The sequence below is a fragment of the Chryseobacterium sp. 2P genome (assembly GCF_059579425.1).
The window spans coordinates 3,241,812-3,264,037 of the sequence record NZ_CM184194.1; the positions used below are offsets into that span (position 1 = coordinate 3,241,812).

Annotated in this window: 23 protein-coding genes; 11 read left to right on the forward strand and 12 right to left on the reverse strand. The window is 36.9% G+C overall.

What is annotated here, in order from left to right; all coding sequences use genetic code 11:
• On the forward strand, positions 1 to 639 hold the full coding sequence (locus tag AC52CF_RS14705; protein ID WP_214589028.1) for a DUF3575 domain-containing protein: 639 nt from the start codon (positions 1 to 3) through the stop codon (positions 637 to 639).
• A 4-nt stretch (positions 640 to 643) separates the two neighbouring features.
• Entirely contained in the window at positions 644 to 850 is a 207-nt protein-coding gene (locus AC52CF_RS14710) for a hypothetical protein (protein WP_214589027.1), read from the forward strand.
• Positions 851 to 929: 79 nt separating this feature from the next.
• Here the strand turns inward: AC52CF_RS14710 and AC52CF_RS14715 are convergent, their stop codons facing one another.
• The gene (locus AC52CF_RS14715) at positions 930 to 2,141 is read right to left on the reverse strand and encodes an exo-beta-N-acetylmuramidase NamZ family protein (RefSeq protein ID WP_496517317.1); all 1,212 of its coding nucleotides are present in this window, start codon (positions 2,139 to 2,141) and stop codon (positions 930 to 932) included.
• A 4-nt stretch (positions 2,142 to 2,145) separates the two neighbouring features.
• Between AC52CF_RS14715 and AC52CF_RS14720 the strand changes: the two genes are divergently transcribed.
• Together AC52CF_RS14720 and AC52CF_RS14725 are read left to right on the forward strand one after the other, a co-directional pair.
• Positions 2,146 to 3,375 carry an ABC transporter permease gene (locus tag AC52CF_RS14720; protein ID WP_496517318.1) on the forward strand — a complete coding sequence of 410 codons (1,230 nt, stop codon included), beginning with the start codon at positions 2,146 to 2,148 and terminating at the stop codon, positions 3,373 to 3,375.
• A gap of 556 nt (positions 3,376 to 3,931) precedes the next feature.
• Positions 3,932 to 4,915 carry a PLP-dependent cysteine synthase family protein gene (locus AC52CF_RS14725; RefSeq protein ID WP_076392256.1) on the forward strand — a complete coding sequence of 328 codons (984 nt, stop codon included), beginning with the start codon at positions 3,932 to 3,934 and terminating at the stop codon, positions 4,913 to 4,915.
• Between the two features lie 50 nt (positions 4,916 to 4,965).
• Here AC52CF_RS14725 and AC52CF_RS14730 read toward each other — a convergent pair whose 3' ends face one another.
• The 4 genes from AC52CF_RS14730 to AC52CF_RS14745 all read right to left on the reverse strand — a co-directional run bounded on the left by AC52CF_RS14730 (position 4,966) and on the right by AC52CF_RS14745 (position 7,378).
• Positions 4,966 to 5,490 carry a YcxB family protein gene (locus AC52CF_RS14730; protein WP_496517319.1) on the reverse strand — a complete coding sequence of 175 codons (525 nt, stop codon included), beginning with the start codon at positions 5,488 to 5,490 and terminating at the stop codon, positions 4,966 to 4,968.
• A gap of 11 nt (positions 5,491 to 5,501) precedes the next feature.
• On the reverse strand, positions 5,502 to 6,032 hold the full coding sequence (locus tag AC52CF_RS14735; RefSeq protein WP_496517320.1) for a hypothetical protein: 531 nt from the start codon (positions 6,030 to 6,032) through the stop codon (positions 5,502 to 5,504).
• Positions 6,033 to 6,151: 119 nt separating this feature from the next.
• Positions 6,152 to 6,454: a chaperone modulator CbpM gene (locus AC52CF_RS14740; protein WP_496517321.1), complete on the reverse strand. Its 303-nt coding sequence runs from the start codon at positions 6,452 to 6,454 to the stop codon at positions 6,152 to 6,154.
• 3 nt (positions 6,455 to 6,457) lie between these two features.
• Positions 6,458 to 7,378 carry a DnaJ C-terminal domain-containing protein gene (locus tag AC52CF_RS14745; protein ID WP_496517322.1) on the reverse strand — a complete coding sequence of 307 codons (921 nt, stop codon included), beginning with the start codon at positions 7,376 to 7,378 and terminating at the stop codon, positions 6,458 to 6,460.
• A 94-nt stretch (positions 7,379 to 7,472) separates the two neighbouring features.
• Between AC52CF_RS14745 and AC52CF_RS14750 the strand changes: the two genes are divergently transcribed.
• Together AC52CF_RS14750 and AC52CF_RS14755 are read left to right on the forward strand one after the other, a co-directional pair.
• Positions 7,473 to 8,672 carry a dicarboxylate/amino acid:cation symporter gene (locus tag AC52CF_RS14750; RefSeq protein ID WP_496517323.1) on the forward strand — a complete coding sequence of 400 codons (1,200 nt, stop codon included), beginning with the start codon at positions 7,473 to 7,475 and terminating at the stop codon, positions 8,670 to 8,672.
• Between the two features lie 89 nt (positions 8,673 to 8,761).
• Positions 8,762 to 9,292 (forward strand): hypothetical protein, encoded by a 531-nt coding sequence (locus AC52CF_RS14755; protein WP_485396359.1) that lies wholly within the window; start codon positions 8,762 to 8,764, stop codon positions 9,290 to 9,292.
• Here the strand turns inward: AC52CF_RS14755 and AC52CF_RS14760 are convergent, their stop codons facing one another.
• From AC52CF_RS14760 to AC52CF_RS14770, 3 genes are all read right to left on the reverse strand, one after another.
• Positions 9,293 to 9,676 carry a DUF779 domain-containing protein gene (locus AC52CF_RS14760; protein WP_185206438.1) on the reverse strand — a complete coding sequence of 128 codons (384 nt, stop codon included), beginning with the start codon at positions 9,674 to 9,676 and terminating at the stop codon, positions 9,293 to 9,295.
• Positions 9,677 to 9,931: 255 nt separating this feature from the next.
• Positions 9,932 to 10,969, reverse strand: coding sequence for an alcohol dehydrogenase AdhP (adhP, locus tag AC52CF_RS14765; protein ID WP_214589019.1), 1,038 nt, complete (start codon positions 10,967 to 10,969; stop codon positions 9,932 to 9,934).
• A 262-nt stretch (positions 10,970 to 11,231) separates the two neighbouring features.
• A complete protein-coding gene (locus tag AC52CF_RS14770; protein WP_116097799.1) occupies positions 11,232 to 12,761 on the reverse strand; it encodes an aldehyde dehydrogenase family protein in 1,530 nt (509 codons plus the stop codon).
• 181 nt (positions 12,762 to 12,942) lie between these two features.
• Here AC52CF_RS14770 and AC52CF_RS14775 point away from each other — a divergent pair, with 181 nt between their 5' ends.
• Positions 12,943 to 13,866 (forward strand): AraC family transcriptional regulator, encoded by a 924-nt coding sequence (locus AC52CF_RS14775; protein ID WP_496517324.1) that lies wholly within the window; start codon positions 12,943 to 12,945, stop codon positions 13,864 to 13,866.
• Positions 13,867 to 13,913: 47 nt separating this feature from the next.
• Here AC52CF_RS14775 and AC52CF_RS14780 read toward each other — a convergent pair whose 3' ends face one another.
• Together AC52CF_RS14780 and AC52CF_RS14785 are read right to left on the reverse strand one after the other, a co-directional pair.
• Complete coding sequence (locus AC52CF_RS14780; RefSeq protein WP_496517325.1) at positions 13,914 to 15,242, reverse strand: hydroxymethylglutaryl-CoA synthase family protein; 1,329 nt, start codon at positions 15,240 to 15,242, stop codon at positions 13,914 to 13,916.
• Between the two features lie 137 nt (positions 15,243 to 15,379).
• Positions 15,380 to 15,940, reverse strand: coding sequence for an RNA polymerase sigma factor (locus tag AC52CF_RS14785; RefSeq protein WP_214589015.1), 561 nt, complete (start codon positions 15,938 to 15,940; stop codon positions 15,380 to 15,382).
• Between the two features lie 307 nt (positions 15,941 to 16,247).
• Here AC52CF_RS14785 and tyrS point away from each other — a divergent pair, with 307 nt between their 5' ends.
• Positions 16,248 to 17,543: a tyrosine--tRNA ligase gene (gene tyrS, locus AC52CF_RS14790; RefSeq protein WP_214589014.1), complete on the forward strand. Its 1,296-nt coding sequence runs from the start codon at positions 16,248 to 16,250 to the stop codon at positions 17,541 to 17,543.
• A 125-nt stretch (positions 17,544 to 17,668) separates the two neighbouring features.
• On the opposite strand, the gene AC52CF_RS14795 is transcribed toward tyrS, so the two are convergent.
• A complete protein-coding gene (locus tag AC52CF_RS14795) occupies positions 17,669 to 18,121 on the reverse strand; it encodes a hypothetical protein (RefSeq protein WP_214589013.1) in 453 nt (150 codons plus the stop codon).
• A 245-nt stretch (positions 18,122 to 18,366) separates the two neighbouring features.
• Here AC52CF_RS14795 and AC52CF_RS14800 point away from each other — a divergent pair, with 245 nt between their 5' ends.
• The 3 genes from AC52CF_RS14800 to AC52CF_RS14810 all read left to right on the forward strand — a co-directional run bounded on the left by AC52CF_RS14800 (position 18,367) and on the right by AC52CF_RS14810 (position 20,972).
• Positions 18,367 to 19,005: an alpha/beta hydrolase gene (locus AC52CF_RS14800; protein WP_214589012.1), complete on the forward strand. Its 639-nt coding sequence runs from the start codon at positions 18,367 to 18,369 to the stop codon at positions 19,003 to 19,005.
• 109 nt (positions 19,006 to 19,114) lie between these two features.
• Positions 19,115 to 20,446, forward strand: a complete 1,332-nt coding sequence (locus AC52CF_RS14805; protein WP_214589011.1) for a PDZ domain-containing protein — start codon at positions 19,115 to 19,117, stop codon at positions 20,444 to 20,446.
• 1 nt (position 20,447) lies between these two features.
• Complete coding sequence (locus AC52CF_RS14810; protein WP_214589010.1) at positions 20,448 to 20,972, forward strand: hypothetical protein; 525 nt, start codon at positions 20,448 to 20,450, stop codon at positions 20,970 to 20,972.
• Here AC52CF_RS14810 and AC52CF_RS14815 read toward each other — a convergent pair.
• Positions 20,969 to 21,991 carry a L,D-transpeptidase gene (locus AC52CF_RS14815; protein ID WP_235131417.1) on the reverse strand — a complete coding sequence of 341 codons (1,023 nt, stop codon included), beginning with the start codon at positions 21,989 to 21,991 and terminating at the stop codon, positions 20,969 to 20,971. The two genes, AC52CF_RS14810 and AC52CF_RS14815, sit on opposite strands and share 4 nt — an antisense overlap.
• Between the last annotated feature and the right edge of the window lie 235 nt (positions 21,992 to 22,226).

A 22,226-nucleotide genomic window follows, 5' to 3' on the forward strand; every position in this document is an offset into this window, starting at 1 on the left:
ATGCTTAAAATAAGATTGATTGCAGGGATTTTGACCTTGTTTTTTTTAGGAACACTCCATGCACAGGAACAGGAACCACAACAGACTTCTGAAAAAAGTGTATATCTGAAAGGAAATGCTTTACTAATACCCGTAGGAGTTATCAACCTGGGATTAGAACATCAGTTAAATAAAAAATTCACAGTACAGGGCGATGTTTTAATTTCTCCGTGGAAATCTTTTGCCGGACATGAATTGCAGTATTACTCCGTTTCACTGGAAGGAAGATATTACTTTGATGAAGCTTTTAAACACTGGTATATCGGAGGAAATATTGCAGGTTCCCGCTTCATAGCACAAAAATGGAATTACTGGAGTGACAGTACTTTTGTTGATGAAAAAAACGGAAATGTCTATCAATATTCAGATGTTTACCAGAAAGGATATTCAATAATACTGGGAATTACTGGAGGCTATCAGTTTAAACTTGCTGAAAACTGGAACATGGATATTTATGCAGGAATCGGAACTTCTCAAGACTTTTACAAAGGCTATGTCCGTTCAACAGGAGCACGTTACGATGTAGCGGAAGGCTTTAACAAAAGCGGGGAAATTCTTCCTTACAGAGGCGGCATCATGATTTCTTATAAACTAAAATAAAACAATGAAACTATTCGGTAAAAATCATATTATTATCTGTATCATCACTTTCGGGATTCTTTTTCTGATGAACTACCTTGGAAACGATCAGGCAGATAAGCTGGAAAGAGCTTTAATGATCGGTGCAGCAGGCGTTATCGGTCTGTCGATTGGTCTTGTCATCATGAACAAAGGAAAAAACGACAAAACTCCGCCGCAGGATTTTGATTAAAAAATTTCAATTGTCAATTGTCAATAGTGAATTCATTTTATTTGTGAATCTAAATTGACAATTGACGATTCACATTTCATCAGTTTTCGTAAACAACATATTTCTTTCTGATTTTCTCGAATTTTTCCAAATCAGACTTCCAGGATGCTTTGATCTCCGAAGCTGATTTTCCGGCAACAATCTGTTTTCTCAGCTCATCGGTTCCTGCTAAAGTATCAAACCACAAATTACTTCCTGTAGTTGGTTTCAGGAAAAAGTCCAGATCAGGATTTTTATAGTTTTTATACGCTTTTATTACCCAGTCCAGATTCAGTTCCCTTAAATCTTTTCTATAATCTGAAAGGTTTTCGCCGTAGCACAATTTTCCGTTTAAAAAAGGATCTTTTGCTCCTGCACTTGGCTTCGGAGTAAACTGATAAGGAAGATTTTTTGTCCATGGAGATCCGTAAATCTGGAACGGCAAATCTGTTCCTCTTCCCACGGAAACCTGCGTTCCTTCAAAAAAGCATAAACTTGGGTATAAGTTGATGGCTCTATCATTGGGTAAATTCGGGGAAGGTTTATCTGAAATCTGGTAACGCAACCTTTTATGATAGTTTTTCATCGGAATCAAGGTGTATTTTGCCTGAACTCCGTTTTTCAGCCATTTTTCTCCGTTCACCATTTTTCCGTACTCTCCTATTGTTAATCCGTATACAACAGGAACTTCATGCATTCCCACAAAACTTGTCCATTTTTTCTTTAAAACAGGACCATCTGTGTAGCCGTCATGCGGATTGGGTCTGTCCAGAACAATCACTTCAATATTATTTTCCGCGGCTGCTTCCATAAGATAGGTCAGTGTTGAAATATAGGTGTAGAATCTCACTCCAACATCCTGAATATCAAATACCAGAATATCCATTTCTTTCAGTTGTTCCGGAGTCGGTTTTTTATTTTTACCATATAATGATACGATGGGAATTCCGGTTTTTACGTCTACTCCATTTTTTACTTTTTCTCCTGCATCTGCATCTCCTCTGAAACCGTGTTCCGGCGCGAAGATGGATCTTATTCTGATTCCGTTTTTTACCAAAAAATCTACAACGTGCGTTCTATCGCTCATCAGTCCGGTCTGGTTCGTTACCACTCCTACAATTTTTCCTTTCAGCAAAGGCAAATAGAGCTCCGGCTGATCTGCTCCCGTTTTAAAATCTTTTTTATCTTGAGCCTGAGAATAATATTGATTGAATACTCCTAAAAAAATTAGGCAAATAAGAAGTAAATTTTTAATTTTGAAATCTAAATTCATAAGTTTGAAATTTCCTTTATATTTCTCGAAAAAAATAGCGTTTTCCAAAGATAACAAAAATAACCTTTCGAGGGTTATCATCTTCATCGGCAGACTTTCTGTGGCATTGGGAATTATTGTTTCTCTCATTACCGTTTCCACCGGATTCGGCTCGAAGAAAGCGATTAAGGAAAGACTTGCAGATTTCAGCGGACACATTACTGTAAGATCCACGAGATCAAACTCTTCCTACAACACTTCCGTTCTTGATAATCAGGGACTGAATATCCAGAAAATAAAAGAACTTCCGGATGTTGAAAGTGTGCAGAAATATGCTACGGTAACGGGAATTATGCGGAACGAGCACAATTTTGCAGGGATTATTTTCAAAGGAATCGGAAAAGATTTTGACAGTGTAAGGTTCAAAAAATTTCTGGTTGCCGGAACTTCTCCGAAAGTTACGGAAGTTGGCTATTACAACGGAGTCACCATTTCCCAGAAGATTGCCAAAGATCTTCATCTGAAAGTGAAGGACAGCATTGTAACGGTATTTTCAAAGGCAGATCAAAAGCCTATTTACAGAAAATTTGAAGTAGTCGGAATTTATAAAACCGATATTAAGATGATCGACGATCAGTTTGTGTTGGGAGGAATTAATCATGTAAGAAAAATTCAGGATATGAAGCCTGATGAAATGGGCGGACTGGATATTTTCTTTAAAAATGTAAATGATATCGACAGCGATTTTCCTGAAATTGAGAAACTCATCGGCTATAAAAATTATGCTGAAAAAGCCACTGAAAAATATCCTCAGATTACAGACTGGATCAGTATTTTCGATACGAATATCGCTCTGATTATCATCATCATGCTGATTGTTGTAGTCATTAATATCATCATGGTTCTTCTGATCCTGATTATTGAAAGAACAAATTCTATCGGTCTTTTAAAGACTTTGGGAGCAAGCAATTCACAGATCAGAGCCACTTTTATCAATTATACTTTAATTATTATGATTCCGGGATTGCTGTACGGAAATGCGATTGGTCTCGGACTGCTTTTGATTCAGAAAGTTTTTGGAGTGATTACCTTAAATCCGGAAAATTATTACGTTAGTACGGTTCCGGTAGATCTTAATCCGATTGCCATTATTTCAATTTCCGCCGGAATTCTGATTATTTCAGGGTTAGCTCTAATAATTCCGAGTTATCTGATCAGTAAGATTTCTCCGGTGAAGGCGATTAAGTATAATTGATATTAATTATTCGACGGAATTTGTCATTGCGAGCGAAGCGAAGCAATCTCAGATTTGTAAAATTATATTCACTTTTCTACAATTTGAACATTAAGTTTTATTAAGGGTTTAAGAATATTAAGTATAACTTCGTTTTGAGTTGAGATTGCTTCGTCACTACGTTCCTCGCAATGACAAATGTTCTGATAACGGCAAAATCCTAGCCCCGATAGGAACGACATCCTTTTTTGTTGCGGCTGGAGCATAAACTGAAGGTTTACGGACGTAGTTCAGGAAGCCGTAACAAAAAAGATACAGTGGATAGCGGGAATAAGCTTCTTATTGAGTTGGAGAGTATGAGAGTTGGAGAGTATGAGAGTTGGAGAGAGTGAGAGTTGGAGAGGGTGAGCGTAAGAAGGTAAATAGAGTGAGAGGGTTTTGAGGGATTTTTAGAGTTTGGGTTTGGATTGGAAAGGTTGGTTTTGAGGGGTTGAAATTGAGAAAACAGTATTAATTATTCATTTTTAATTATTAATTATCTGAAAGCCGTATCTTTGCAACGCTTTAAAAGACATTTATGAAATACGCAAACAACATCCTCGAAACCATCGGAAATACGCCTCTTGTAAAACTTAATAAAGTTTTGGGTGAAGATTTTCCCGCACTGGTTTTGGCAAAGGTGGAAACTTTCAATCCGGGGAACTCTGTGAAGGACAGAATGGCTCTGAAAATGATTGAAGATGCTGAAAAAGATGGAAGATTAAAACCCGGAGGAACGATTATCGAAGGAACGTCCGGAAATACAGGGATGGGACTGGCTCTAGCCGCGATCATCAAAGGGTACAAATGTATTTTTGTAACCAACTCTAAACAGTCTAAAGAAAAATGTGATATTCTTCGTGCTGTAGGAGCAGAAGTTATCGTCTGTCCGACGGATGTAAAACCTACCGATCCGCGTTCTTACTATTCTGTTTCCAAAAGACTGGCTAAAGAAACGGAAAACGGATGGTATGTAAACCAATACGACAATTTATCCAACAGAGCCGCTCATTACGAATCTACGGCACCTGAAATCTGGGAGCAGACGGAAGGAAAACTAACGCATTTTGTTGTCGGAGCAGGAACAGGAGGTACGATTACAGGTTGCGGAACATTTTTTAAGGAGAAAAATTCTGACATAAAAGTAATCGGAGTAGATACCTACGGATCGATCTTAAAAGAGATCCACGAAACGGGGGAAATTAACCTAGGAAATGCTTACACCTACATTACAGAGGGAATTGGCGAAGATATTCTTCCTGAAAACTATGATATGTCTGTAATCGATCATTTTGAAAAAGTAACGGATAAGGACGGAGCGGTGTATGCAAGAAAACTGGCTAAAGAAGAGGGGATTTTCTGCGGATATTCTGCGGGAAGTGCAATTTCTGCTTTGGTACAGATGAAAGATCAGTTTACGAAAGATGATGTGATTGTGGTTCTTCTTCACGATCATGGTTCAAGATACGTCGGAAAAATTTACAACGACGACTGGATGAAGGAAATGGGCTGGCTGGATTAATCAGCTTTTTTATGATAAAATAAAACTCAGAGTGTTTGGCTCTGAGTTTTTTATTTAGATAAAATCTTTTTTAATGATTCCTTAAAAAAGATATAATCTTCTTCACTCATTGCTTTTTTAGGAAACAAATAATTTTGAATGCCTGATTGTAAAAAAATATAATCATTTTTAGATTCTACTTTGGTAAACTCTTTCCATTGAATATAATCTTCCTGATGATCTATATTTATAATTAAAAACATTTCTGTTAATTCTAACTGAAAAAAGGAGCTATTGTCTAGCGATTTTAAATATTTTGTAATCACTTTTTTCCATCTCACTACTGTAATAAAAGCAGCTAAAAGATAAAGAATACTTCCAAAAAAGACAAAATTTAGAAAATAATACACTCCAATATTGTCCAAGCTCACTAAATTACCTAAATGTAAAACAGTTAAAATTACTCCAATAACAAGGGTGAAGATTGTTTTGTTTTTTGTTGTGGGCGAAAAAAACAGGCTGCCCTGATTATCTTTGAAATATATTTCCTCAAAATCTGTCCTATTATATCTTAGTGGAATGATTCTCTCATTCATAGAATATTATTTTAATCAGTCTTAATATTTTTCTTTAAAACCTGCTTCAGAAAGCTGTACTCCTTTTCACTCATTGATTTTCTGGGAAACATATAGCTGTATTTTCCTTCAACGGTAATAAATTCATTATTGCTGTCAAAATAAGTGAAATCTTTCCATTCGCTGGTTTCTTTTTCGCCATCGATATTTACGGTAAAGAAATTTTCATCAAACCGGATTTCGTAGATTTTACAGTTTTCAAGCTTATTTAAGTAATTATTCACCTGCTTTTTCCATCTCGAAACTTTGTTGATGCTTACAGAAAGAAAAACCGCACACAGCAAAAACAAAAAACTTACAAAATATAAAATTCCCGCTTTTTCTTTGGTAAAATCATTTCTGAAAACAAAAACAATCAGTAAAATTATGGCAACTACAATCGTTGTAATCGTTTTTCCTCTGGTTGTTGCTGAAAAAAACAAACTTCCCTGATTTCCGCTGAAATATATTTCTTCGAAGTCTTTCCTTTTAGGATTTAAAACAATAACTTTTTCTTCAGTCATAAACAGTAATTTCTGATGCAAAGCTAAATGAAAAATTTAATTAAATGATGATCTCTTTATTGATCTATTATTTTTTACAACTCCAATCATCAATCATGACGCCTCAGCTATCAACTAAATTACCCATCCTCATATTTATCTGCAACCGCCGAAAGTTTATTCATCAGTTCACGGTTCCTCTGTCTGAGATCTTCCATTTTTTTCAGCATTTCATGGATTACTTCCAAACCCGGAAGATTGATTTCCAGATCATAATGCCAGTTTGTAAATCTTTCAAACATAGGTAAATCTTCATACATCAGATAACGGATTTCATTTTCTGTGTGAATAGTAAGCAATCCCGAGTTTACCAATTCATCAAAAAAAGTAATTTCTACGTTATATATTTTTACGAGTTCTTCCCGCGATATTCTTTCACTCATGGCTTAGGAATTTTTAAGTTGTTCAAAAAGTTCTTTCTGCTTTTCAGTCAGGTTGGTCGGTAATTTCACTTCATACGTCACAAAAAGATCACCAAATTCGCCCTCTTTCTTGTACACCGGAAAACCTTTTCCTTTTAGTCTCACCGTTGTTCCGTTCTGTGTTTCAGGTTTTACTTTCAGATTTACGCTTCCGTTCAGCGTGTTTACTTTTACGTCGCCTCCTAAAACTGCGGTGTACAGATCAATCGAAACTTTAGATTTCAGATCATTGCCGATTCTTTCAAAATTCGGATCAGGAGTAATATTAAAAGTAATGTATAAATCTCCGTTCGGACCGCCATTGAAACCGGGATTTCCGTGACCTTTTAATTTAATCTGCTGACCGTCATAAATTCCCGCCGGAATGGTAATCCTTACTTTTTTGCCATTGATATCAAAAGTCTGAGGATGTGTTGTTGCGGCATCTTTCAAGGTTAAAGTTAATTCTGCCTGAATATCCTGTCCTTTGAATTTTCCCGATGCACTTCCCCTTGAATTCCTTCCGAAACCTCCTCCTGCTCCGCCAAACATACTCTGGAAAAAATCTGAAAAATCTTCCCCGTCGCCGAAATCCGCTTCCGAAAATCCTCCTCCGAAGTTTCCTCCCTGATTTTGATATTGCCTTTGCTGCTGTTGCCGGGCTTTTTCATATTCTTCGCCATGCTTCCAGTGTTCTCCGTATTTATCGTACTTTGCACGGTTTTCGGGATTGCTCAGAACTTCATTGGCTTCATTCAGCTCTTTGAATTGTCTTTCGGCTTCCTTATCATCAGGATTAAGATCGGGATGTAATTTTCTTGCGAGTTTCCGATATGCCTTTTTGATATCTTCCTGCGTTGCGTTCTTGTCTACGCCTAAAATTTTATAGTAATCTATATAAGCCATAGAAACGATGTTTACTCAAATTTAAGGATTTTATGACTGAATTTTATATAACGGAATGTTAAAAATTAAGCTATCTTTGGTTAAAAAGCAACGCATGAAAGAAGTGTTGAAAAACTATTCAGGAATTTTACTTTTACTTTTGGGAATCATTGTCGGAAGCATCATCGGAATTGTTGCTCCCGATATTGTGGATTATATAAAACCTTTGGGAGATATCTTCCTGAACCTGCTGTTTGTAAGTGTTGTTCCGCTGGTTTTCTTTGCCGTTTCCAATTCTATTGCTTCGTTAGAGCAGCAGTCTAAGTTTGGAAAGATAATGGTTACCATGGCTTTTACCTTTCTGTTTTTTATTTTAACTGCGGCAATTTTTACGATTTGTGCCGTTTATCTTTTTCCGGTTTCCGGAGTTTCGGGAAGTTCTGAAATTGTGGAGGAAGCGACGAGTAATGACAGTTGGGGAAACAGAATCGTAGGCTTTTTTACGGTGGGAGAATTTACACAGCTTTTTTCAAGACAAAATATGCTGGCTCTTTTAATTTTTGCTTTCATGACGGGATTTTCAGCCAGAAAAGCGGGAGAAAAAGGACAGGCTTTCCGCTCATTTATCGCTTCGGGCTATGAAGTGATGAAGGAACTGCTTCTGTTGATTATGAAAGTTGCCCCGATTGGTTTGGGCGCTTATTTTGCGTATCAGGTGGCGACTTTGGGACCTCAGCTTTTCGGATTTTATGCGAAACCTTTAGGGTTGTATTATATTGCAGGAGTAGTCTATTTTCTGGTCTTCTTTTCACTCTATGCTTTTATGGCAAAAGGACAGAACGGGGTTAAAAGTTTCTGGACGAATGCTATTTTCCCTACTTTAACCGCTTTGAGTACCTGCAGCAGCTTCGCCACAATGCCCGCCAATTTACAGGCAGCTTCAAAAATCGGAATTCCGAGCCAGATTTCAAATATTGTAATCCCGATTGGAACAACTTTGCATAAAAACGGTTCTTCCATGTCGTCAATCATTAAGATTTATGTGGCATTCTTAATCATCGGAAGGGATTTTTTTGATCCTATGAATCTTCTTCTAGCTTTAGGAATTACCGTGTTTGTAAGCATTGTTGCAGGAGGAATTCCGAACGGAGGATATATCGGAGAAATGCTGATGATTTCGGTATACAAATTACCACAGGAAGCAATTCCGGCAGTGATGATTATCGGAACGCTGGTTGATCCTTTGGCAACAGTTTTAAATGCGGTCGGACAATTGGTAGCTTCTATGTTTGTGAGTAGGTTTGTGAAGGTTTAGTTTTTTTGTAACTAAACACAAATTGCACGAATATTTTTTCACGAATTGCACAAATATTTTCTAAATAATTTTATTGTATTGATTCCTGTATGAATTCTTTTTACAAGAGTATCGGACTTTACGAAAGTCTGAATTTTGACATTGAGATAAAGCAATCTGAGCTGATAGAAAGCCTGAGAAAGATTACTTATAAAACAAATCCCTCTTTTATTTCTTTAATTCCGGATTATGGAATTCCTACAAGATTTGAATACCGCGGAATGGTGAATCAGAAAAATTTTACCATTAAAAGAAGACGGCATTTTTTCGACTTTAATATTATGCATTGTATCATAAAAGGAAGTATTTCGGAAGAAAACAACAAAACATTGCTTACGATAGAATTTATACCCTTTCTTTATCATTTTATAATCATGGTTGTCTCAATTGTTTTTGCGCTATACATTGCTTTTCTAGCCAGTAAAGACGAAAAGAATTATTTCATTCTTGCTGTGCCATTTCTTATAATGATTGTACAGTATTTCGTCCTGAAAGGAAGCATTCAAAGAGACAAATATGACTTTTTAAGAGAACTGAATTTTATCACACAGAAAAATAATATGTTAAAAAATACACGATAATTATTCACTGCGTTTCACCGGTTCTAAATTCTCCAGTTCTTCCGGTGTGAAAAGTCTGTAAATGACTTTGAATGTTTTTCCCAGAGGTGTTTCTAAAGAGAATCCGCCCGGTCCGAAACCATCGACAACATCGAGTGTAAAATGTGAATATTTCCAGTATTCGAAGAGATCACGGTCGATCCAGAATTCATGATTGTTAATCGTACCGATCATCGCATCGTTCATTCTCGGGTAAAATCCTCCTTTTTCAAAACACTGCGGCTGCGTTCCTTCACAGCATCCTCCTGCCTGATAAAACATCAGATCACCGTATTTTTTTTCCAGTTCCCAAATGACTTCCAAAGCTTTTTCGGTTGCTGAGAGTCTTGCTATTCTTGTTTGCATTTTTCTTTATTTTTAGTGAATTAAAGGTCTACGAACGCAGTTCAGAAGTGAAGTAAAAAATCTTTATAAATAAGGTTTAGATTCTTCCTTCGTCAGAATGACAACATTTTCGGTATTTCAGAATGTCATTATCTCTTCTTTGATCCATTCGCAAAAATCATGTTCTTAACGCCTCCGTTTCCCTCGTCATTATTTTTCTTACATAAAGTTAAAAAGTTTCGGCGAAATTTCATTTCGCCGAAACTCTAAATTTATTTAATTCGAACTTCCTGCAATATCAAGAACAATTCTGCCATCGATCTGCCCTTTCTTCATTTTATCGAAAACATCGTTAATATCTTCTAATTTTGCCGGGGTTACCGTTGCTTTCACCAGTCCTTCATTTGCAAAATCCAGTGCTTCCTGAAGATCTTTTCGAGTTCCTACGATGGAGCCTCGCACCGTGATTCTTTTTAATACGGTTTCAAAAATCGGAAGTTCAAATGATCCCGGTGGAAGGCCATTTAACGCGATTGTTCCTTTTCTTCGGAGGACATCAATTCCCTGTTTAAAGGCAATCGGAGATACTGCTGTAATTAATGCTCCATGCATTCCGCCAACTTCTTTATGAAGGTATTCTCCGGGATCTGTTGTTTTGGCATTCACGACTAAATCTGCGCCTAGTTTTTTAGCCAGATCCAGTTTATCATCTGCAACATCAATGGCAGCAACATGCATTCCCATGGCTTTTGCATACTGAACTGCAACGTGTCCCAATCCACCGATTCCGGAAATGGCAACCCATTCTCCCGGTTTTGTTTCCGTTTCCTTTAAGCCTTTGTATACGGTAACTCCTGCACAAAGGATCGGTGCAATTTCTAAAAAGTTAACATCCGGTTTCAGGTGTCCTACATATCGTGAATCTGCAATGACATATTCGGCAAAACCTCCATCAACGCTGTATCCTCCGTTTTTCTGGGCTTCGCAAAGTGTTTCCCAGCCTGTGATACAGTAATCGCAGCATCCGCAAGCGGAATAGAGCCACGGAACGCCCACTGCATCTCCTTCTTTTACAAAAGCTTCAGGACCACATGCAACAACAATCCCCACTCCTTCATGTCCCGGAATTAAAGGCATTTTCGGTTTTGCAGGCCAGTCGCCGTCCACCGCGTGTAAATCTGTATGACAAACGCCACAGGCGATTACTTTTACGAGTACTTCATATCTTCCGGGTTCTCTTACGGGAACTTCTTCTATTTTCAGGGGTTGTCCATAACCTTGAACAACTGCTGCTTTCATTGTTTTTGGAATCATTATTTATTTTTTTGAGTTGGTTTTTAAGTTTAGTCTTTTTCTTTAAAGTTTTGATACGGCTCTAAATGACACAAAAGTTCCTGCTCACCCGAAAATTTCAGATCAGGACGAATGGTTGTTCGCGTGAGGGATAGGAAGGGCGGCGAGGAACGAGCCGGTGCGGAGTGAAACGGAGCACCGAAACGAAGTGGAGCCCTGAATAGCCCGACCGTTTTTCCCCGTTGCCGAGACGGGGAAAACGGGCACGCCCTAATATTTAAGATTAAAAGAAACCTAGTTTGTTTTTGTTGTAAGAAATCAGCATATTTTTGGTCTGACGGTAATGATCCAGCATCATTTTGTGGTTTTCGCGACCGATTCCCGACTGCTTGTATCCTCCGAAAGGAGCTCCTGCAGGATATGCATGATACTGGTTTACCCAAACTCTTCCTGCTTCAATATGACGCGGAATGTTATAAAGCTGATGGGCATCTCTTGTCCATACTCCTGCTCCAAGACCGTAAATGGTATCGTTTGCAATTTTTAATGCTTCTTCTTCGTCTTTGAAGGTGGTGAACGCCAGAACAGGTCCGAAAATTTCTTCCTGGAAGATTCTCATTCTGTTGTTTCCTTTGAAGATGGTCGGCTGAATATAATATCCGTCTTCCAGACCTTCGCCAACATGATTTACATCTCCACCGACAAGCACTTCTGCGCCTTCTTCTTTTCCTAATTTGATGTAGGAAAGGATTTTGTCTTTCTGGATCTGTGAAGCCTGCGCTCCCATCATTACGGTTTTATCTAAAGGATTTCCGACTTTGATGGCTTTTACTCTTTCTATCACTTTGGCAATGAAGGCATCTGCAATGTCTTCCTGAACCAGTAATCTTGACGGACATGTACAGATTTCACCCTGATTCAAAGCAAAAAGAACTGCGCCTTCGATGGCTTTATCTAAAAACTCGTCGTCTGCATCCATTACCGAATTGAAGAAAACGTTTGGAGACTTTCCTCCTAATTCTAACGTTACCGGGATGATATTTTCTGTTGCGTACTGCATAACAAGTCTACCCGTTGCTGTAGAACCTGTAAATGCTGCTTTTGCTACTTTCGGATTGGTTACCAAAGCTCTTCCCAGTTCTGCTCCGAAACCGTTCACAATGTTCACCACTCCTGCCGGAAGCAGATCGCCGATGAGTTCCATAAGAACCATGATGGAAATCGGAGTACTTTCTGCGGGTTTTAAAACGACACAGTTTCCTGCTGCCAAAGCCGGAGCTAATTTCCAGACTGCCATTAAGATCGGGAAATTCCATGGAATGATCTGTGCGATCACTCCAAGCGGTTCGTGAACGATTAATGAAACGGTATCTTTATCCAGTTCGTTGTGAGAACCTTCTTCCGCTCTGATAACGGACGCAAAATATCTGAAATGATCAATTGCCAAAGGAATATCTGCGGCTAAAGTTTCTCTTACCGCTTTCCCGTTATCAATGGTTTCAACGGTTGCGATGTATTCTAAATTCTGCTCGATCCTGTCGGCAATTTTGTTTAAGATAATACTTCTTTCTGTGGAAGAAGTATTTTTCCATGTCTGGAATGCTTTTTCGGCCGCATTTACCGCCAATTCAAGGTCTTCTTTGGATGAATGTGCTGCCTGTGTGAAATTTTTACCGTCAATGGGAGAAACTACATCGAAGTACTGTCCGTTGACCGGAGCTGTAAATTGTCCGTTGATGTAGTTGTCATATCTTTTTTTGAATTCAGGCCATTGGAGTAATGTTTCTGATTGTTGTTGTGTTGTAGTGCTCATATTCGTACAATTTTAATTTTTATCTATTGCCAAATTACATTTCCTTCAATGATTCTGATAGCACAATCGTACAAAAAAACTTCAAAATCGTGCAGACGTAGAATTTTATTATTTCATTAACAGTATTGTAAGCTGATTATTTTCTATATTTGAGTAAACAGGCTATTAAAAATGTTTAGAAATGAACAATAACAAGATTTTATTAGAAACTCCTGAATTGAAAAGGGAAAACCAGCTTATGCACTTGGTTGAAAATCAGACAAAATTCAATCTAAACAATTGTGAATTCAGTATCTACGAAACGCATAAGGCTGCTTTCGATGTAAAACTGCATTTTGAAACGATTGCATTCACGGCAATGCTTCGCGGGAAAAAGCACATGAAAATAGATCATAAAACGGGCTATTTCGATTATTTTCCGGGAGAAAGTGTTCTGGTTTCGCCGGGAGAAACAATGGTGATCGATTTTCCTGAAGCGGATGAAACGCCTTCCCAATGTATTTCTCTTAGCCTGAATCCTGAATTTATAGAGAATTCTCTCAATCACCTCAACTATCATCTTCCGAAAGTAGACGAAACTTCGCAATGGAATATTGAACTGGATGAGTATTTTCTGTTTAATAATCAGTCTCTGGCTTCGGCAACGAATAATATTATGAGAATTGCGATGGACGATAATTCACAAAAGGATATTATGGCAGATTTTGCTTTGAAGGAACTTCTGATCCGCCTGATGCAGACGCAGGCAAGAAGCATGGTGGAGAAAAATATTGTTAAAAACAAATCCAGAATTGGTTTTGTGGTAGATTATATTAAGAAAAATCTTCATCAGAAATTATCAATAGACAGCATTGCAAAAATGGCATATGTGAGTAAATCCAATTTCTTTAAAATGTTTAAAGACGAACTGGGAACTTCTCCGAATGAGTTTATTTTGCAGGAAAGAATCAATCGGGCAAAAGAACTTTTGGCGAACCAGAACAGCATTAAAGAAACGGCTTATCAGACAGGGTTTTCGGATGCGAATTATTTTACGAGAGTATTTAAGCAATTAGTGGGAGTAACGCCGAAAAGTTATCAGGATACAGTGTTGTTTCTGGAATAAAAAAACACCTCAGATTGAGATGTTTTAATATTATTATTGATTTTTAATTATCCCTGATAATCATAATATCTTGCGCCTTTTAAAACAGGATTTTCTAATTCTACTGATTTTAAACCGAAGCCTTTATAGTTTTCGTTAACTGAATTTTGCAGTTGTTTTCTGTGAAGTTTTTCATAAGTCTCAAAATCAATTGCTGTTCTGTTTTTTAAACTTTCAAATAAATTCCATTTTTTGACCACCTTTTTCCAGTTTTCTGAAACTTTTCCGGCAAAAACTTTGGATTTTGATCCGCTTCCGTATCCTAAAAATCCGATTTCCTGTCCTGCCAATTCTTCATTCTCGTTAAAAGATGTCTGTAAAGCAGAAAGTAGAGCCATAAAAATAGAAGCGGTATACATATTTCCGATTTCCGAAGAGGCTCTTTGCGATTTTTCAATTTTATCATTAATAAACTGAAGGTATTCTTCTGATTTTGCCACTGCTTTTTGTTCTTCAGGCGTTTCGTAAGACAAACCGTTTTCTAAGCTGTAAATTTCTGTAAAAACTCTCTTTCCGTGGAAGGCATAAGGAAGATGGAAGATCAGATATTTCCAGTTTTCGTAAGGCTTATTAAGTCCTGTAATGTCTTTATAATGATCGTAGGCTTCTCTAATTCTGTCCTGATAACACTGGTTAGAATATTGTCCATCAAAGACAGGTTCATCCGTAAAAACTTCTATTTTTTCCGGAAAATTTTCGGGAGCATTCGTTAAATCTTCTTTTTTGAAATGACGACGCGGCTTGAAAAAGTCAAAGACCGATTCTGTGGCAACTCCCCAATTGTTCTCAATTTCAATGAGATCAGGTTTTGAAGAAATTAGAACCGCAACTGCTCCTCCACCCTGTGTATATTCTCCGGAAGAAGCCAGTTCGTATTTTGCGTAATCACTTGCAATGACTACTGCTTTTTTATCAGGGTTTGCTATTACAAAATCTAAAGAATTATGGAGCGCATCTACTGCTCCGATGCACGCAAAAGTCATGTCTACCACATCACAATTTCTGAAAACCCGTTCTCCAAATTCTTTTTCGAGAACTTTTTCTACCATCTGCATAGCGTAAGAAGCGGTTGGTTTAGCGGCATCTAAAGCGCTTTCTGTTCCTAAGTAAATTCTTGATATTTCTTTCGGATTGATATTATAATCCTTTATGAGTTTAAGTAATGCTTCTGCTGCGAAAGTTGCGGCATCTTCATGAACATCGGGAAAGCCCATTTTATGCAATCCCAATCCTTTTTCGAGTTTTGCAGGTTCGATTCCTCTTTTTTCTGCTAAATCTTTAATTTCCAAATATAATGAAGGCACATAATAGCTTGCTGCCTCAATTCCAAAAGTCATATTTCTTAATTTTCATACGAATTTAGAAAATGTAAACGTTTAATCATATATGATTTTTAGCAATTATTAAAAATTTATTCAGAATATGATAAACCTCAGTGCATTATGTTTTATGCCTGAAGATGGAGATTTTGTGATTACTGATCCTCAAACTCATTATTTTTCAGTAATTCTGCCAGAACTTTTTTTGCACGCATCACCCTAACTTTTGTATTGGCGACAGAAATGCCCAGTTCTTCGGCAATTTCTTTGATGCTTTTTTCTTCAAAAAATCTTAAACGAATGATTTCCTGATAATTGACATCTAAAGATTCTATTGTTTTAATGATTTTCTTTTGTTCTTCTTCGGAAATCATTAATTCTTCAGGAGATTTGGCATATTGGTTTTTTACTTCATCCAAATTTTCTGTAGGATCCTGATTTTCTCTAGATTTTTTCCGCCAAAAATCGATGATGGTATTCTGCGCGATCGTGAGAACCCATGTTTTAAACTGAAAATGAGGATCGTACATTTCCAGCTTTGAAAGGACTTTTGAAAAAACATTTACGGTGATTTCATCGGCATCATTTTCGTCGTGAACTTTTTTCATTACAAAAGAAAAAACATCAACCCAAAAAATGTTGATGAGCTTTGTCTGCGCTTTCTGGTCTTTTTCCTTCGCTTTCTGAATGAGAGGAAATAATTGTTCGTCGTTCATTAGTAACAAATATAACTGATTTTCGCTGAAAATACAATGCAGGAAATCAAATGATTTTTTGGTAAAAATGGTATTACCGACCGAAGTTTAGCCCTGATCGCAGCATTTGTCTGAGCTCATTTTGTTTGATATAGGTTTCGGCGGCTTTGCCGCCGAAACCTATATCAAACAAAATAGCGAGTGCGGAGAGCAGGAAACAGCTCCTAAAAAAACAGCTTCTTTTTCATCCTGAATTGAAAGTTTCTGTCTTCGCCTTATTGCTCTGAAATGATTATCTTTGCACATTAAAATTTTAAATCAGAAAATAATGAACTCTTTTATTGAAGAACTGAAATGGCGCGGGCTTTTTGCCGACATGATGCCCGGAACGGACGAACAACTGGATAAGGAAATGACAACAGCTTACATCGGTTTTGATCCTACCGCAGATTCTTTGCATATCGGAAGTCTTATTCAGATCAAAATTTTAGCTCATTTTCAGCAGCACGGTCATAAACCGATTGCTTTGGTGGGTGGCGCAACAGGAATGATTGGTGATCCTTCGGGAAAGTCTGCGGAAAGAAATCTTCTGGATGAAGATACTTTGCTTCATTATGTAGACTGTCTTAAAAATCAGCTTTCCAGATTTTTGGATTTTTCGGGGAGCGAGCCGAATAAAGCGGAACTGGTAAACAATTACGACTGGATGAAAAATATATCTTTCCTTGATTTTGCCAAAAATGTAGGAAAAAATATTACCGTAAACTATATGATGGCGAAAGATTCTGTGAAGAAAAGATTTTCGGGAGAATCGGGTGCAGAAGGAATGAGTTTTACGGAGTTTACGTATCAGTTGATTCAGGGGTATGATTTTTTACATCTGTATCAAAATAACAGCGTTAAACTTCAGATGGGAGGTTCTGACCAGTGGGGAAATATCACGACCGGAACTGAACTGATCCGCAGAAAAGCGCAGGGTGAAGCTTTTGCATTAACAGTTCCTCTGATTACAAAAGCCGACGGTTCTAAATTCGGGAAGTCTGAAAGCGGAGAAAATTACTGGCTGGATAAAAAGAAGACTTCTCCTTACAAATTCTATCAGTTCTGGCTGAATGCAACGGATGAAGACGCAGAAAGATTCATTAAATTCTATACATTTTTAGGGAAGGAAGAAATTGAAGCTTTAATTAAAGATCATAAAACGGCTCCTCACGAAAGAAAACTTCAGAAAAAATTAGCTGAGGAAGTTACGGTATGGGTTCACGGAAAAGATGAATACGAAAAGGCATTGAAAGCATCTGAGATTCTTTTCGGACGTTCAACCGCTGAAGATCTGGTAAGTCTTGATGAAGAAACTTTTCTGGAAGTATTTGACGGAGTTCCTCAAAAAGAAGTATTGAAGAATGATGTTTTAGGTGTAAATATTGTAGATCTTTTATCTGAAAAATCAGGATTTTTAAAATCGAAAAGCGAAGCGACAAGAGAGCTGAAAGGAAATTCTATTTCCGTAAACAAACAGAAAATTAATGATGTTTACACTGCCAATGAAAGTGATCTGATTGACGGAAAGTTTTTACTTCTTCAAAAAGGAAAGAAGAGCTATTTTATTATGAAAGTAATTTAAAAGTTAATAATATAGTGTAAATCGGGGGCGTAAAATTTTCAATTTTGCGCCCCCGATTTTTTAGGTAATATCAATAAAAAAAGACCACCTTTTCAGATGGTCTTTATATTTTGAATAATTTTTTCTTATAATTCTAAGAAGCTGTAAGAAAGTGATGCACTCTGCGTACCCGATCCTACTACTTTTTTAGTTTTAGCAACTTCACCGTCTACATAAATATTGATGATTAGCTCAGAATCTGAATAAGGAAGAACTGCATTTGCTGCTAAATTTAGCTGAGCCTGGCTTGAGCTTACAAACTGCTCTCCGCTGGACCATGTAGTTCCTGTAGGATTGAAAGTAGTACTCTGCCCTGTTCCGATTTGTGTAACTACTGTTTTGAAAGTTCCTGTAACTGGTGGATTTGCAGGTGGATTTGGACCTTTTGTATTTATTTTAGCTTCAAATTGAATAATATGATCTGTAAATCCGTCCTCGTCATCTTTCTTACAAGAATTAACAACTAAAATTGCCGAAAATAATACAGCGAATAAAAAAGAAAGTCTAAGTAAACTTTTTGATTTGTAAAATTGCTTCATTTCTCCAAATAGATTTTTAATGTTCCAAATATAGGTTTTTTATCAATATAAAAATAACTTTTATGAAAAATTTCCAACAATGATTTGCAAATAATATCAATTCAATAAATATTTACACCGTTGTTTTTGCCTGAATATTGAATGACTGGACAATAGTTTTTAAGACAGTTTGTCCGTGTCTCTGAAATGGTCTTATTTTGATGCTGTTGAAGGATAAATACATCATTAATAATTATCTTTGCCTTATGAATTTAGATTATATTGTAAGAGAACCCGAAAATATTAGTTCCGACACCACGATTCTTTTCATGCTTCATGGCTATGGAAGCAACGAGCAGGATCTTTTCAGCTTCAGGGAAACACTTCCTAAAGACTGGATTATCGTAAGCTTCAGAGCTCCAAGAAACACCCAGTTTGAAGGCTTTTCATGGTATGATATCGATTTTAATAATCCTGAAAATTTTATTGATGTTCCGCAGGCTACAGAATCTTTAAACAGCGTTACGGAAAGTATTCTTAAAATTATAAACAGCTACGGAATTACCGAAGGAAAGACTCACCTTTGCGGTTTCAGTCAGGGGGGAATTTTATGTTATGCTCTGGCTTTAAAATACCCTGAAATGTTCAATCTTGTGGCTTGTTTAAGCAGCTATCCGGAAGAAAAATTACTCACCGACATTGTAAGGGATAAGAAAAAACTGGAAAGACTTCGCTTCTTTATTTCTCATGGAACAGACGATGCCGTAATTCCTTTGGAATGGGGAAGAAAAGCGGCAGATCTTTTATATGATTTAAGCTGTTATTTTACATTCAGGGAATACATGAGCGGTCATGGAGTGAATCAGAAAAATTATATGGATCTGATGGATTTTTTCTCCAAATAGATTATCGAAATGTAAACATTCGTTTTAAATTATTAAACAAAATACAAACATTCTCATTTTGGGAATGTTTTTTTATTGATGATAAGGATAAATTCAGTAAATTCAGTAAATGAAACTGAGGTATCTTTTTGTGTTGTTGCTGTTCAGCATTTTAATGAATGCTCAGAACTCTTTTGAAATAAAGGATGCCAAAAAAACAGTTATTCCCTTTAAGCTTATTGCCAATTTAATCTTTATTCCCGTCAACATTAACGGGGTTAATCTCACTTTTTTACTGGATACGGGAGTGGCAGAAACTTCAATTTTCAGTCTGGAAAATAAAGAAATCAGTCTTCAGAATGTCGAAAAGATAAAGTTTGCCGGTTTAGGAGGCAGTGCAAGCATCGACGGATTACGTTCCGACAATAATATTGCGAAAATCGGAAAAAATTTCGTGAATTATTCAATGACGGTTTATATCATTACCGATCAGGATTTTAATATTTCATCGCACGTAGGAATTCCTGTGAATGGAATTATCGGCTATCATTTTTTTAAAGACCATCCTGTCCTGATTGATTATGCATCTAAAAAGATTACCATTTACAACGATAAAAATCTATTTCAGAAAAAGATAAAAAATTTCAGAGAGATGGATATCAGCATCGAAAAAAACAAGCCTTATATTGTGGCTGATGTTGAAATGACCAGAGAAAGAAAACCTTCAAAATTGCTGATTGATCTGGGAAACAGTGATCCGATGTGGTTATTTCCTGCCCTTATCAAAGATTTTGTATACAACCGGCCGAATATCGATGATTATCTGGGAAGAGGTTTCAATGGCGATGTGTATGGCAAACGGAGCAGAATTCACAATCTGTATCTCGGAGATTTTAAATTTGAAAAGCCATTAACGGCAATGCCTGATGAATATTCTATTCAGCATGTAAATATGGTGGAAAACAGAAAAGGCTCAATTGGCGGAGATATTATGAGACGTTTTACTGTTGCATTCGATTATTCTGATCAGAAAATGTATTTAAAAAAGAACGGCAATTACGATGATCCTTTTCATTTCAATATGAGCGGTCTGGATTTTAAACAGGACGGAATGGAATGGACAAAAGATGTGGTGAATCTTCCCGCTAAAAGCAAAGAAAGTCCTTCCAACGGAATCGAAATCATTAATAACAACCTGCAGTATAATTTTGTTTTAAAGCCCATTTTTTCCATTGCCGGAGTCCGTAAAGATTCTCCCGGAGCTAAAGCCGGACTTCAGAAAGATGACCGCCTGATTAGTATTAACGGCAAGAAAACAGAAGATATGACGCTCAATAAAATTATGGAACTGATGAAATCCGATGAAGGAAAAACCATCGATATGCTGATTGAAAGAAAAAATAAACAAATGACTTTAAGCTTTACTCTCGAAGATCCGATACCTTACCAAGAACAAGAATGATATGAAAACCGAAGAAACTACGCTGGACAAAATAAGAACCAGACCGCGATTTAAGATGTTCACTCATTTAACCAAAGAAGAATATGCAGAAAATCTGAAAAAATATCTTAAAGAACATAAAGATGAATTTTCCGGCAACATTAATAAAGAGGTTGCAACCATCTGTGTGGAAACAGATTATGAAACCTACTGGAAACCAAGATTGTCTTTAAGGATTGAAATTGAAGACGAAAAAACTGCGATACGGGGCGTTTTCGGACCCAGTTCCGCAGTTTGGACGTTTTTTATGTTTTTATACTTTGTTTTTTCGATCCTCTGGATGGTTTTTATTTCCATGTATTATGTTGAAAAACAAATCAACAGTCAGGAATTTCCATGGGCGCTTACCGCATCCTTTATTATGTTATTCTGCATTGCACTCACATATGCAGCAGCACGTTTCGGCCAACATAAAGGGAAAGATGAAATGCAGAAGCTCAGAAGATTCGCCGAAGAATCTACGCTGCAATTCGAAAAGATCGATTAAGGAGCAACTGTTTTGGTGGTTTGCGGCATTTGTTCCACAACAGCTTTTGCCGCTTTTATAGAATCCACCACTTTTTCTCTGTTGTCCTGCTCTTTGAGTATTTTTTCGATGTTTGGCTCTATCATCTTAGTCATTTCTTCCACAGAAACGCTGTTTGCATTCGGATCGTTTAGAAGTTTTCTCCAGGGTTTTCTTTTGCCCCAGCCATAATCTCCATACACCATTACCGGAGTTCCTTTTGCTTTTGTAGTTGCACCACCCGGATTTAATACCCACGTATCTGCATAACCGTAAAGCCATTTTGCATCTTTCATTAATAATCTTAAACAGGAGTGCGATGCAGGGTAACCCGGAAGATCGTACTGATGCCATCCAATTCCGTCAAGATTAAAAATATTAAAATTGTAAGGCAATTTCCACTCGCTGCTTACAGTTGAAATTGCCAGCTGCTTTTTCCAGTTGGCAAAAGTAAGACCTGTCTTTGTTTTGGCGGTTTTCTTCCCCATACTTGTAGGACCCCATTTTACCAATGTTCCGTTTGAATATACTCCGTAAGCCTGAATAGGATATGAAAAGATAACAAATTTCTTCACCGGACTCAACACATCAAGCTGCATCGGGAAAGGAGAATACTCCATTAATGTAGTATCAATTTTTGCAGGAACCACCAAAGTATCGGCATTCCATTTATTTTTAGAATCCAGCCTGTTTAAAGCTAAAATAGCATAACGCTCCTTTTCAGTATACTTTTCATTGAAGATTCCGAAGAGAGAATCTTTCATTTTTTTGTCTTTTGGGAAAATAAAAGCATTGTAAAAACCATCTTCCTGCATTGCGGGTGGTAAAGATTCTTTTTCTATTACAGAATCTTTTTTTACAATTATAGAATCTTTTTCAGAATCGGGTTCACTTATTGATGATGTTGTATCACTGATTTTATCGCTGATTTTTTCAATTTCCTTTTTGCAGGAAACCATCATTAAAGTAATAAAGAATGCGTAAAGAAATGATTTTTTCACAAGTCTGTTTTTCATAAATAAAAATGGCAGATAATTTTTTCTACTCAGTACAAATATCAGACCTAAAATCGGATAAAAAAAATACAGCGTTCATTTACCGTAAAAATACGGTGAGCAGATAATCCTATTCTGAAAGTTCATTATTTTCAAGCTTATCTGATAATTGACTGATAGTTAACTAAAAAGCTATTATAAAGAAAATAAACTGAGAATTCACTCCATAAAATATAGACAG

What these genes read in the sequence shown, in the direction of transcription:
- AC52CF_RS14805 (WP_214589011.1), top strand. Translation starts at nt 19,115, where the DNA reads ATGAAACTGAGGTATCTTTTTGTGTTGTTGCTGTTCAGCATTTTAATG.
- adhP (WP_214589019.1), bottom strand. Translation starts at nt 10,969, where the DNA reads ATGATTCCAAAAACAATGAAAGCAGCAGTTGTTCAAGGTTATGGACAA.
- AC52CF_RS14760 (WP_185206438.1), bottom strand. Translation starts at nt 9,676, where the DNA reads ATGCAAACAAGAATAGCAAGACTCTCAGCAACCGAAAAAGCTTTGGAA.
- AC52CF_RS14775 (WP_496517324.1), top strand. Translation starts at nt 12,943, where the DNA reads ATGAACAATAACAAGATTTTATTAGAAACTCCTGAATTGAAAAGGGAA.
- AC52CF_RS14705 (WP_214589028.1), top strand. Translation starts at nt 1, where the DNA reads ATGCTTAAAATAAGATTGATTGCAGGGATTTTGACCTTGTTTTTTTTA.
- AC52CF_RS14755 (WP_485396359.1), top strand. Translation starts at nt 8,762, where the DNA reads ATGAATTCTTTTTACAAGAGTATCGGACTTTACGAAAGTCTGAATTTT.
- AC52CF_RS14715 (WP_496517317.1), bottom strand. Translation starts at nt 2,141, where the DNA reads ATGAATTTAGATTTCAAAATTAAAAATTTACTTCTTATTTGCCTAATT.
- AC52CF_RS14750 (WP_496517323.1), top strand. Translation starts at nt 7,473, where the DNA reads ATGAAAGAAGTGTTGAAAAACTATTCAGGAATTTTACTTTTACTTTTG.
- AC52CF_RS14735 (WP_496517320.1), bottom strand. Translation starts at nt 6,032, where the DNA reads ATGACTGAAGAAAAAGTTATTGTTTTAAATCCTAAAAGGAAAGACTTC.
- AC52CF_RS14795 (WP_214589013.1), bottom strand. Translation starts at nt 18,121, where the DNA reads ATGAAGCAATTTTACAAATCAAAAAGTTTACTTAGACTTTCTTTTTTA.
- AC52CF_RS14745 (WP_496517322.1), bottom strand. Translation starts at nt 7,378, where the DNA reads ATGGCTTATATAGATTACTATAAAATTTTAGGCGTAGACAAGAACGCA.
- AC52CF_RS14780 (WP_496517325.1), bottom strand. Translation starts at nt 15,242, where the DNA reads ATGACTTTTGGAATTGAGGCAGCAAGCTATTATGTGCCTTCATTATAT.
- AC52CF_RS14710 (WP_214589027.1), top strand. Translation starts at nt 644, where the DNA reads ATGAAACTATTCGGTAAAAATCATATTATTATCTGTATCATCACTTTC.
- tyrS (WP_214589014.1), top strand. Translation starts at nt 16,248, where the DNA reads ATGAACTCTTTTATTGAAGAACTGAAATGGCGCGGGCTTTTTGCCGAC.
- AC52CF_RS14785 (WP_214589015.1), bottom strand. Translation starts at nt 15,940, where the DNA reads ATGAACGACGAACAATTATTTCCTCTCATTCAGAAAGCGAAGGAAAAA.
- AC52CF_RS14800 (WP_214589012.1), top strand. Translation starts at nt 18,367, where the DNA reads ATGAATTTAGATTATATTGTAAGAGAACCCGAAAATATTAGTTCCGAC.
- AC52CF_RS14810 (WP_214589010.1), top strand. Translation starts at nt 20,448, where the DNA reads ATGAAAACCGAAGAAACTACGCTGGACAAAATAAGAACCAGACCGCGA.
- AC52CF_RS14725 (WP_076392256.1), top strand. Translation starts at nt 3,932, where the DNA reads ATGAAATACGCAAACAACATCCTCGAAACCATCGGAAATACGCCTCTT.
- AC52CF_RS14730 (WP_496517319.1), bottom strand. Translation starts at nt 5,490, where the DNA reads ATGAATGAGAGAATCATTCCACTAAGATATAATAGGACAGATTTTGAG.
- AC52CF_RS14740 (WP_496517321.1), bottom strand. Translation starts at nt 6,454, where the DNA reads ATGAGTGAAAGAATATCGCGGGAAGAACTCGTAAAAATATATAACGTA.
- AC52CF_RS14770 (WP_116097799.1), bottom strand. Translation starts at nt 12,761, where the DNA reads ATGAGCACTACAACACAACAACAATCAGAAACATTACTCCAATGGCCT.